Origin of the sequence: Shewanella sp. 10N.286.54.B9, from assembly GCF_041468565.1 — a bacterium.
Lineage (GTDB): Bacteria > Pseudomonadota > Gammaproteobacteria > Enterobacterales > Shewanellaceae > Shewanella.
The window spans coordinates 106,333-113,152 of the sequence record NZ_JBFRIY010000005.1 but is presented as its reverse complement, the minus strand read 5'-3'; the positions used below and the strand labels follow the sequence as shown (position 1 = coordinate 113,152).

Here is a 6,820-nt window from a genome sequence, read left to right as displayed (position 1 = left end):
AGCCGCTAAAACTCGCCTGTAGGAGTGTTTTTGGCTTGCTACTTCTGCGTTGAATAAACTTATAAGGGAACAGCCATTATGTCATTTATCCGCCTTGAATTAGCGTGCCAAAAACGCTCTGAGTAGATCAACTTATTATACTGATTGGTATTATACATTAAACTAAGACCGCTAACCTAGTGGGTTGTAAGTCACTGGATTTGGTTAATTGTATTGTTACTAAGACCAATCTCAACCAAGGTAGCAATCGTTAACGGATTTATTCTTTAACTTTAGAGCTCGAATCGAGGTTGTGGTTTATTCGTATCGCTTTTAGAAGTTCAGATAAATAGACAATTAGATTGATGACATTCATCCATAGCCCTTCATTTCTCAATAGTATAATAGGCAAAAAATTTCATCATTTTCAATTATATTTTCACTTTGTGGCGTGCGGCTAACTTCCAGTAATAAGCGAGTAACATGTGTCACACTTTATTAACCCTACCTTTATTAAGGATTTGCGTCGCTGCAAACTACCTATTAAGCCCTGCATCAGTTAGGGATATTAGAGGTGGACATGATGAAGAAATTAGTAACGATTGGATTAGCGCTTTTTTCAGCATTTGCAATGCAAACTGCTAATGCTGAATGGAATGAAAACAAAGGCTGTTTAAGTTGTCATGAGGGCATCGAGCAATTCTCAGACGTATCTATGATGGACGAGTTAAGTTGTACTGATTGTCACAATGGCGATGGCGCGGCAACCACGCTTGAAAAAGGCCATCAGGAGTTGTGGGTTAACCCAACAGATCTGCGTGTGGTAGCGAAAACTTGTGGCAGTTGTCATGAAGAGGAGGTTGAAAATGCTAAGACCTCAATTCACGCCACTATGTCAGGAATGATTTCAGGCACTCGCTATAATTTTGGTAGCCAAAGTCGTGATTCTATTCATGCGACTTATGATGTAAAAGCACTCAAAACTGGTCGTGAAGGCACGGTCGCAGCGCTGACACAGCTGCCTAGCTACGATCCGGCTCAACCTGAGTCAGCGACAAACTCCCCAGGCGATGATTACCTCCGAAACCAGTGTTTACGTTGTCACCTATGGAGTGACGGTCATCAACGTGATGGTGATTACCGAGCGTCAGGATGCGCAGCTTGCCATGTGGAGTACAGCAATGCCGCAACTTATGAAGGGGATGACAAAGCGATAGATAAAAGCCAGAAGGATCGCCCGCGTAAGCACAAGATGTCTCGCGCCCCATCTGTTGATCAATGTCAGCATTGTCATAACCGTGGTGGTCGCACGGGTGTCAGCTATAAAGGTATGATGGAGTCAGATGGCTATGGCACTCCTTTTAAAGAAGATGGCAGCAAACAAGGTAAGCTGCATGGTAAGCATTACAATTTCTTGGAAGCTGACTTGCATTTTGATGCGGGCATGAGCTGTATTGATTGTCATACTAAAAATGAAATGCATGGCGATGGCTATCTGTACACTAAGAAAGAGTACGCTTTAGAGGTACGCTGTGAATCTTGCCACGGTACCACCAATAGCGATGCCACGCTTGCCACATCAAGAGGTAACCCGTTAAATAATCTTAAGCGTGAGGCAAAAGTAGTCACGCTAACAACTAAGATTGATGGCAAGCAATTGAACGTTCCACAACTTAATGGTACTGAACTATCAGAAGAAGGCTATGTGGCGATGGTGAAAATTGCCAGTCATATGGAGAAGATGGAATGCTCAACTTGCCATGCAGCCTGGGCGCCACAGTGTTATGGTTGTCATGCTAAGCAAGACATTGGTAAGCCAAATGGTGATTGGTTAGATGCCGAGCATAGCGATATTAGTCAGTTAGGTAAAAAAGCGAACCTGAAGAAGAATGCTTTTAGTTGGAATGAATCACGCTCGTATGTACGTTGGGAAAATCCAGCGCTAGGGATTAACCACAGAGGAAAAGTATCTACCTTCGTACCTGGCTGCCAAGTATTCTTGACCCAAGTCGATGGCGAGAAAGCGATAGTAAGCAATAAAACCTATACCACCACTGATGGTACCAGCGGTATCTCTCACAACCCTATTCAGCCGCACACTATGAGTAAACGTTCGCGCACCTGTGAAGAGTGCCATACCAACCCTAAAGTGTTGGGCCTAGGCAGTGGTAATTACGACATTGAGGGTAACTTTCCTGATGGTAAAGCGCCGATCGACTTTGAACTAGAGCGCTTTGTGGATGAGGAGGGTAATCAATTGCAGTCAACTTCACATAAAGGTGCGCGTCCATTTAACAAAGAAGAGATGCAGCGAATAAGCAAAGTAGGCACTTGTTTAGCCTGTCATGGTAGCAAAGAGATCAATGTTGATGTTAAAGCGCCAAATGATGTCACCCATACTAAGGTGATTCAAAGAATGGTTGAAAAAGCACGCTAAGTGGTCAACGTGATGAACACAAAGCCGAGCTGCTATGCTCGGCTTTTTTAATTTTCTGAGTTTACCAAACCTCTATATGGTATTTATCTAAAATAGCCTGGTATTGGCCTGATCTTTTTATATTTTTAATCCCTTCAGCAAACTTATTTGGGTAATCTTGCTTAATGTCTTTATAGCTAAAACCAACATATAGAGGCGTAGCAATCCCTTCTGTGCCAGCAAACTTTATCTGCTCTAAATAGCCAAGCTTTTTTGCCGAGTATTCGATGACATAGCGGTTACCCAGCAATACTTCTACTCGGCCTCTATGCAGTAAATTTAAGTTTGTCTTTAATGGGTACTCACCGGAAGCGCGAAAGTTCTGTGGGTTTTGCTCGAGAAGGCGGTTAATTTTATCACCATAGTCATAGCCTAAAATACTGGCGATAGCTTTATTATTGAGCCCGTCTAACGCTGAATACTGCCAGTCATTTTCGATATGCACGTAAAAGTCATTAGCGTACTCGCCAAGTATCAAGCTTGAAGGTTGCAGTTTGTGGCGATCAATATGCTCTGGAGTGACAGCAAGCACCGCGTGTATTTGATCATTTTCAGCCAGCCTTAAGGCTCTAGGAAAGGGAATAGTTGCAAACTTCACATTCACCCCAACCGTTTTAAACGCTTGATGAGTCAGTTCAACCAGATAGCCGGAGTTATCGGCGCAGATATAAGGACACCAAATATCGGATGCAACTATGACTGGTTTAGATTCAGCTTCAGCGTAGCAACTGATACATAGCAGTGAGAGTAGCATTAGTTTCAAAATATTATGAGTCGTACTTTAGTCTGACAGGCGGCCGTAGAGTGTAGCAAAGATTGGCGTTAAACACGGAGTCTTTTTACAAGAGTCGGGCCAGCTTAAAATAAGGGGGCTACCCAAAGTGACTGATGTGGGATATTAATCAGTTAGAGCAATTTATTGTGCTGACATCGTTTCGTCATATTAATCAAAGAACATAGCTCACTGTTTAGCGCTAAGCTTATATGTCAGTACAAAAAACAAACTGTTTTTAAATAGATACTTACCTAGATTGTTTAGCATTATTACAATTTATTACCTTACAAAAACTTGAATAACGACGGCTTTGAACTAAATTCGATATTAGTCGTAAAAAGAGTTGAGTAAATTTCACTGCGTTCATCTGAAATCTATGAACTTGGTCATTGAAATTGGTCAAAAAACTGTAAGAATATGGCTGAAAACCCAAGCTAAATTGATTGGGGAAACCGAAGTAAATTAGCATGTTATTTACTTTATATTGATTAGTATGTGTTGATTTTTAAGGGCATTAGCATATATGTATGACACCTCTAAAAAAGCTGTTTGGTACGGTGAGCATAGAAGCTCACGTGGTAATACAGTTATCATCTACGATAAGCAGTTTCCTGAAGCACCTGCAGGTAGAGTATATTTTTATAACACTACCCGCGACGTCATCATTGAGTATGCCGAAGAGATAGTTAAACCTCATTTGCATGAACTTAGCAATGAAGAGTTAGCGGTCGCAGAAGCCAATTATGGTGTTGCATGGGAGTTGGCTCGAGAAGCATTTATGGAGAAACACTCGGGCTGGGTTGAAGCCAATAACCCAAAGGCTGCAAGTTTGGCTAAAAAGCCGAAAACAGAACCAGAACCCATCATGGAAACGGAAGAAGACTCTGAGCTAGAGGTTGAGTCGGCTGATGACGATGACTTTAATCGTGGCTGGTCAAATGACGACTTAGACGATTAGTAAAGAATAGCTCCGGAAAAACAGCGCTTATGCGCTGTTTTTATGCTTCGGTATCAAATTGATAACGACTTATATGATGATAAAGAGCGCCTGGTTTGATTAAAGCGTCGCCGGCAAATGCGGGTTGATTCGGTGCATCAGGTACCTGCTGAGGCTCAAGGCAGACTGCTTGATATTGACGCAAAGATTGCTGACCTTTAGCAATTGTGCCTTGCAAATGATTAGCCCCGTAGATTTGTACGCTAGGTTGGTTGGTATATAGCGTCATACCTCGTCCACTTTTAGCTGAACTCAATCGGCCAAATCGTTGTAGCTGCTGCTCGCTCTGGGGCATTAAGTAGCAGTGATCTATTCCTGATGTCGCTGTAAGCTCTTCGGCGCCAATCAATGACTGCAATAGCGTTGGCTGTTGCATATCAAGTGCACTGTTCTGGGTCGGCGTGACTTCAGTTGGTACGCCAATCTTATTCATCGAAAGGTATTGTGTCGAGTCAATTTGTAGGGCGTGTCGTAAGCTTGAATCACTACCATCAAGATTGAAGTAACTATGTTGGGTTAGGCTTATTGGGCAGGTTTTATCTGTGCTTGCTAGTATTTCAATATAGAGATTATTAGCCACTAGACGATAATCAAGTTGTACAGTACATTTTCCAGGAAAGCCCATGTCACCATCGGGGCTGACTAAGCTTAAGCGAACGCCATCGGGCAATTGCCCTAAATTCCAACGTTTGCGATTAAAGCCATCCTTACCGCCGTGCAGGCAATTACTCGCTTGGTTGATGCTTAATTGATAGGCTTCTCCATCAGCGTTGAATGTGCCGTTAGCGATTCGGTTAGCAAAGCGTCCTGCAATGGCACCTAGGTGCGCATCTTGCGCTAAATAGTCACTGGCACTGTCGCAACCCAGTACGATATTGATTCGTTCACCCTCTCTATCGGGTGTCCAAAGCGAGCGGATAATGCCGCCTAAGCTGAGCACCTCCATTGCTATGGTGCCATTATCTATTATCACCCGTTCAATTTGACCACCACGGGGATCGTTCCAAGGGTCTTGCGGGCGAAAACGTACCATGGTTCTTCCTTGTTATTAGCGAAACATTGCTGGGTATTATTCTGGCGCTAACATTTTGATTTAGCGAGATGAATACGTATTCCAATGGTTATTTTAACTATCTATCCTTTTAGCGCCATCAGAAGCTGAGCATAAATATAGTGAAGCCTCTATGCCGGTTTGGCGTTGATACTGCTGCTCTACGGCTTCAACAACGGCGTCGGTCAGCTCATGATCGACCAATGCAACCACACAGCCACCAAAGCCGCCACCTGTCATTCTTACGCCGCCTTTATCCCCGATAACATCAGCGATAATCTCGACCAAGAAATCAATCTCTGGCACGGTAATTTCAAAGTCATCGCGCATAGATTGGTGGGATTCAGCCATTAAGCTACTTAATTGATTGATATTGCCTGATTCTAATGCCCATGCTGCATTTTGAGTGCGACGGTTTTCAGTAATGACGTGTTTAGCACGTCGGTAGCAAACGTCACTCAATTCATCTTTTGCTGCTTCTAGAGCATTGAGTTCAAGATGGCGTAAAGAGTCTAATTGAAAATGCTCTGCCACCTGTTCGCACTGCTCACGTCTTAAATTGTACTCTGACTCTACTAAGCCGCGTTTAACATTCGAGTTGATAATAATTAGGCTCAAATTCTCTGGAATACTAATGGCTTCGCTATCGAGATCTAGGCAGTCAATGAGTAAGGCATGATCCCGTTGCCCAAGGGCGCTAATCATTTGATCCATAATGCCACAAGCGCTGCCAACATATTGGTTTTCGCCGCGTTGGGCAAGTTGGGCGATGGCGAGTGGTGATAACTTAATTTGGCTGGCATCGTTGACAGCAGTGCCAAAAGCAATCTCAAGTGCTGCTGAAGAGGAAAGCCCTGCACCTAGCGGTACATTACTGACTATCGCGAGATCAATCCCTTTTGGCGACAAGCCTGCAGTCGCCATGGCTGAGCTAAACCCTTTAAGGTAGTCGATCCACTCAGGTGTTTGTGGTGTTTGACCTTCCTGGCCAAAAGTCCACTGTTTCATTTCGCCAGGAAAGGCATCGGACACAGCGCGAAACTGTGTGTCGTCACGACGCTTAACCGCAATAATAGTATGAAAATTGATGGCTGCTGGCAGCACAAAACCATCATTATAATCAGTGTGCTCACCGATTAAATTGACTCTTCCAGGTGCAAAATAGAGCGCGTCAGCTTGCGTGCCGAAGGTTTGAACAAAGAGTTTATTAGCGCGTTGAACTGGATTGGACATGGTTTGCTGTATTCCGAAAGTTAGCCATTGTAATTAAGCCGAAATCTGCTTATTTGTTGCAACTGTTTACACTAGTTAGCGGCTCAATTTTATAGCCGCTGATGATATTTTGTGGCCTCGAACATACGACTTTGTTTAAGCGTAAAGTCGCTTATCAATCAAAGTGGGTAAGCTATTTAGCTTGATACTCTGTCCCTGAGTCAAAATATTTACTTACACTTCATTAGCTTTATATCACGACTTTATATCATGTGTAACTGAGTTTTTTTATTGATTTAGGAGGTACGAGACCAAGGATGGTCGAAGGTA

The 6,820-nt window shown here is 43.3% G+C and carries 5 protein-coding genes; 2 read left to right on the top strand and 3 right to left on the bottom strand.

Translation table 11 applies throughout. The features are described 5' to 3' along the window. Nucleotides 1-562 precede the first annotated feature (562 nt). The gene (locus AB4135_RS02025; protein ID WP_371989878.1) at nt 563-2,416 is read left to right on the top strand and encodes a multiheme c-type cytochrome; all 1,854 of its coding nucleotides are present in this window, start codon (nt 563-565) and stop codon (nt 2,414-2,416) included. Between the two features lie 61 nt (nt 2,417-2,477). Here the strand turns inward: AB4135_RS02025 and AB4135_RS02020 are convergent, their stop codons facing one another. Further along, nucleotides 2,478-3,209: a substrate-binding periplasmic protein gene (locus AB4135_RS02020; RefSeq protein ID WP_371989876.1), complete on the bottom strand. Its 732-nt coding sequence runs from the start codon at nt 3,207-3,209 to the stop codon at nt 2,478-2,480. A 544-nt stretch (nt 3,210-3,753) separates the two neighbouring features. On the opposite strand from AB4135_RS02020, the gene AB4135_RS02015 reads away from it, so the two are divergent. Next, nucleotides 3,754-4,188 carry a hypothetical protein gene (locus AB4135_RS02015; protein WP_371989875.1) on the top strand — a complete coding sequence of 145 codons (435 nt, stop codon included), beginning with the start codon at nt 3,754-3,756 and terminating at the stop codon, nt 4,186-4,188. A gap of 40 nt (nt 4,189-4,228) precedes the next feature. On the opposite strand, the gene AB4135_RS02010 is transcribed toward AB4135_RS02015, so the two are convergent. Next, complete coding sequence (locus tag AB4135_RS02010) at nt 4,229-5,260, bottom strand: aldose epimerase family protein (RefSeq protein ID WP_371989873.1); 1,032 nt, start codon at nt 5,258-5,260, stop codon at nt 4,229-4,231. 93 nt (nt 5,261-5,353) lie between these two features. Next, on the bottom strand, nt 5,354-6,511 hold the full coding sequence (galK, locus tag AB4135_RS02005; RefSeq protein ID WP_371989871.1) for a galactokinase: 1,158 nt from the start codon (nt 6,509-6,511) through the stop codon (nt 5,354-5,356). Nucleotides 6,512-6,820 lie beyond the last annotated feature (309 nt).